Below are 4354 nucleotides of genomic sequence, written 5' to 3' on the forward strand. Positions count from 1 at the left end.
GTCCACGACGACGGCGGGAGCGGCCCCACCCGAACCGAACGAGTGGAGCACGTGCGATGCGTACCCTCAGGATTCTCACCGCCGCGCTCGTCGCGGCGTGCCTGGTGGCGCTGCCGACGGCCCCGGCGGCGGCGCACAACGGAAAACTCAAGCTGACGGTGGCCGGCGACGGGGCCGGCGGGGTCACCGTGCGGGCCACCCACGCCGACGGCCACCGGCTCGACCAGCCGGTGCGGTTGGTCCTCACCGCCGAGGGTGAGGGCGACCGGAAGGCCGGGCCGCTGCAACTCGAACCGGCCGCGGAGGGGCAGGGCTTCTACTCCAGCGGCCCGGTGCTCTCCCCCGGCCGCTGGCAAGTGACGGTCACCGCGCCCGCCCCGTACCAGACGTCGGCGAAGGCGACGGTGCAGGCCCGGCCCGCCCAGTCGCCGCCCGCGCCACGGCCCGTCGCCGTGCAGGCCGGCCCGGACGAGCGGGACCGGTCGGGCGTCGGGTGGTGGACGTACGCGGCCGGCGGGCTCGTCGCCGTCGCGCTACTGGCGGCGGTGCCGCTGCTGCTCGTGCGGCGACGCCGGCCGGCCCGCCCCGGGGAGCCGGCGGCCTGACCGGCCGGGAGTCGGACGAGGGACGTCGGGGGCGGGCTGCCCCGGCGTCCCTCGTCGTTCGGCTGTGGCAGGGTATCGACGCGTTCGTCGAGCCGGGTGAGCGCCGCCTCGAGGTGGGCGGGCCATGGCACCTCAGAGGACGGCGTCGAGCGCGTCCAGGTCGTCGTCGCCGGGCTGCCACGTGCCGGCCTCGGCGTTGGCGCACACCTGCTCCGGGGTGGTGGCCCCGGCAATGACGGAGGCCACCGCGGGCCGGGCGGCCAGCCCGCCGATCGCCACCTGGAGCATGGTGAGTCCCCGCTCGGCGGCGTACGCTTCGATCGCCTCGATGGTGTCCCACGGCGCGGCAGCGAGGCGTTCGGCGTACCGGCCACCGCCGGAGAGCCGGCTGCCGGTCGGGGCGGCCTCGCCACGCTTGTACTTGCCGGTGAGCAGGCCGTTGGCGAGCGGGAAGAACGGCAGCATACCCAGGCCGAAGCGCTCGCAGGCGGGAATGACCTCGGCCTCGACGCCCCGCTCCAGCAGCGAGTAGTGGTTCTGTGCGCTGACGAACCGGGCCCGACCGTTGGACGAGGAGACCCAGTCGGCGTCGGCGATCTGCCACCCGGCGAAGTTGGAGTTGCCCAGGTAGCGCACCTTGCCGGCGCGCACCAGGTCGTCGAGGGCGGCGAGGGTCTCGTCGATCGGGGTGCTCGGGTCGGGCTCGTGCATCTGGTACAGGTCGATGTGGTCGGTGCCGAGCCGCCGCAGCGACGCCTCGACCGCGCGGGCGATGTAGCGCCGGGAGCCCCGGGCCCCGAAGTCCGCCCCGTTGAGCCCGTGCATGTCCATGCCGAACTTGGTGGCCAGCACCACCTCGTCCCGGCGGCCCTTGAGCGCCTGGCCGAGCAACTCCTCGGAGGTGCCCTGCGGCTCGCCGTAGATGTCGGCGGTGTCGAACAGGGTGATGCCGGCGTCGAGCGCCGCGTCGACCACCGCCCGGGTGCCGTCGAGGTCGAGCTTGCGGCCGAAGTTGTTGCAGCCGACGCCGACCACGGACACCACGAGCCCGGAATCGCCCAACCGGCGGTACGTCATCTCAGTCACGCGATCAACCCTATGCCAGGCGTTAGGAGGGGCCCTGTACAACGCTATTCGTTAACAGGGGACTCCTCCTTACACGTCCCAGACCGGCTCGGGGGTCTCGACGACCTCGCCGTCCTTGCCGAACAGCAGGAAGCGGTCGAAGGATCGGGTGAACCAGCGGTCGTGGGTCACCGCGATCACCGTGCCCGAGAACGCCGCGAGGCCGGCCTCCAGCGCCTCCGCGCTGGCCAGGTCCAGGTTGTCGGTCGGCTCGTCGAGCAGCAGCAGCGTCGCCCCGGACAGCTCCAGCAGCAGGACCAGGAAGCGGGCCTGCTGGCCGCCGGAGAGGGTGCCGAAGCGCTGGTCGCCCTGCCCGGCCAGCTCGTACCGGCTCAGTGCGGCCATCGCCGCGTGCCGGTCCATCCCGGCCCGGTGGTCGTCGCCGCGCCACAGGACCTCGACCAGCGTCTTGGCCATCAGCTCGGGCCGGTCGTGGGTTTGCGAGAAGTGGCCGGGGCGTACCCGCGCGCCGAGCCGGACCACCCCGTCGTGCGCCACCGGGGCCAGCGCGGCGGCCCCGTCGACCGGGCCGTTGGCCGGGTCCGGGTCGGTGCCGCCCCGGGCCAGCAGTCGCAGGAAGTGCGACTTGCCGGTGCCGTTGGCCCCGAGCACCGCGAGCCGATCGCCGTACCAGATCTCCAGGTCGAACGGGTAGGTCAGGCCGTCGAGCTCAAGCTGCTCGGCGATCACCGCGCGCTTGCCGGTCCGCCCGCCGGTCAGGCGCATCCGAATGTCCTGGTCCTTCGGTGGTACCGGCGGCGGCCCGGCCTCCTCGAACTTGCGCAGCCGGGTCTGCGCGGCCTGGTACCGCGACGCCAACCCGTCGTTGTACGCGGCCTTCTGCTTGTACATCAGCACCAGCTCGCGCAGCTTCTGGTGCTCCTCGTCCCAGCGGCGGCGCAGTTCGTCGAGGCGGGCGTGCCGGGCCATTCGCGCGTCGTGCCAGCTCGCGAAGCCCCCCGGGTGCACCCAGGCGCTGCCACCCTCCACGGCGACCACCCGGTCGGCGGTGCGGGCCAGCAACTCCCGGTCGTGCGAGACGTAGAGCACCGACTTCGACGACTCGCGCAGCCGGTCCTCCAGCCACCGCTTGCCCGGCACGTCGAGGAAGTTGTCCGGCTCGTCGAGCAGCAGCACCTCGTCGGGCCCGCGCAGCAGCAGTTCGAGGGCGAAGCGCTTCTGCTGGCCGCCGGAGAGGGTACGTACCGGGCGGTCCCGGGCGGTGTCCCAGGGCAGGTGGAGCACGGTCGTGGCGACGGTGTCAAAAAGGACCTCGGCGTCGTAACCGCCACTCTCGCCCCAGGCGGCGAGCGCGTCAGCGTAAGCGAGCTGCGCCTTGGCGGCGGCGTTGCCGTACTTGCCGCGCACCTCGGCCGCCCGCATGGCCGCCTCGGTCTCGGCGAGTCGGCGGCCGGCCTCGCGCAGCGTCGGCGGCGCGAGCGACAGGGCCAGGTCGGCGAGGGTGGAGTCGTCGCCGATCATGCCGATGAACTGGCGCATCACGCCGAGGCCACCGGACCGGGCGATTCCGCCCGAGCGCACCGGCAGGTCGCCGGCGACCATCCGCAACAGCGTCGTCTTGCCCGCGCCGTTCGGCCCGACCAGGGCGACCTTGGTGCCCTCACCGACCCGGAACGACACATCGGCGAAGAGCTCCCGACCGTCAGGGAGAATGTGCCCGACGGCTCCCACGTCCACGTATCCCACGCCGGCATCCTGCCCGAGCGGGCCGGGCGGGCGACACCCGATTACCGGGGCGATCGCTCGACCATCGGGCCGCCCCCCGATCAGCGGGTGACCCGCAGCACCCGGTAGCCCTTCTGGCTGGCGTGCCGCCGCACCTGCCAACCCCGCTCGACCAGCCAGCGGTGCAGCGAGTCGCCGCCGAGGTGGCGGGCGACCACCAGCCAGGCCACGCCGTCCGGGGCGAGCCGGGGCAGCCAGCGCAGCAGCAGCTCGTGCAGGCCCTCTTTGCCGATCCGGATCGGCGGGTTGGACCAGAGCTGGGCGAACGTCACATCGGCCGGCACGTCGTCCGGGGCGGCGACGCGGACCCGGTCGGCGGCACCGACCCGCTCGGCGTTGGCCGCGGCGAGCGCGCGGGCCCGTTCGTTGACGTCGACGGCCCAGACGATGGCCGCCGGGGCGCTGCCGGCCAGCACGCAGGCGATCGGGCCGAAGCCGCACCCCAGGTCCAGCAGGGGGCCGGCGGCGTCGGGTGTCGGCAGGTCCGCCTTGCGCAGGAGGACGGCCGTGCCCGGGTCGAGGCGGCCGGCGGAGAAGACCCCGCCGGCCGAGGTCAGCGTGTAGTCGCGCCCGGCAGCGGTGAACTCGACCTCCCGGGGGCGGGCGGCGGTTCCGGGTTCAGCGGAGAAGTAGTGGTCGCCGGTCACGCCCGGCATTCTCGCACTGACGGGCGGACAGCCCGGCGCGGCCCGGGCCGCCGGGCCGCGCCGGGCTCGCCGCAGGCAGGGCGGGCCGCGCCGCAGTTTCGAGGTATTACCCCCTAAAGGGATAATAGCCCCTACTCTGGGTGACATGGTGTATCGGTACGAGTCCGATGAGGACGCTTTCGAGGGGCACCCCCGCCCCGGGTCGGACCTGTCGGTGGCCTGGGGCCACCC

4 protein-coding genes are annotated in these 4354 nt (G+C 73.8%); 1 reads left to right on the forward strand and 3 read right to left on the reverse strand.

Annotated elements, in window-relative coordinates; all coding sequences use genetic code 11:
• Positions 1-56 precede the first annotated feature (56 nt).
• Positions 57-605, forward strand: coding sequence for a hypothetical protein (locus E1258_RS30285; RefSeq protein WP_132407117.1), 549 nt, complete (start codon positions 57-59; stop codon positions 603-605).
• A gap of 132 nt (positions 606-737) precedes the next feature.
• Here the strand turns inward: E1258_RS30285 and E1258_RS30290 are convergent, their stop codons facing one another.
• From E1258_RS30290 to E1258_RS30300, 3 genes are all read right to left on the reverse strand, one after another.
• Positions 738-1682, reverse strand: a complete 945-nt coding sequence (locus E1258_RS30290; protein WP_132407123.1) for an aldo/keto reductase — start codon at positions 1680-1682, stop codon at positions 738-740.
• A gap of 78 nt (positions 1683-1760) precedes the next feature.
• Positions 1761-3437, reverse strand: a complete 1677-nt coding sequence (locus E1258_RS30295) for an ABC-F family ATP-binding cassette domain-containing protein (protein WP_132407119.1) — start codon at positions 3435-3437, stop codon at positions 1761-1763.
• Positions 3438-3517: 80 nt separating this feature from the next.
• Positions 3518-4123, reverse strand: coding sequence for a class I SAM-dependent methyltransferase (locus E1258_RS30300; RefSeq protein ID WP_132407121.1), 606 nt, complete (start codon positions 4121-4123; stop codon positions 3518-3520).
• Positions 4124-4354: the final 231 nt, after the last annotated feature.

Source organism: Micromonospora sp. KC207 (genome assembly GCF_004348615.1).
Classification (GTDB): Bacteria; Actinomycetota; Actinomycetes; order Mycobacteriales; family Micromonosporaceae; genus Micromonospora.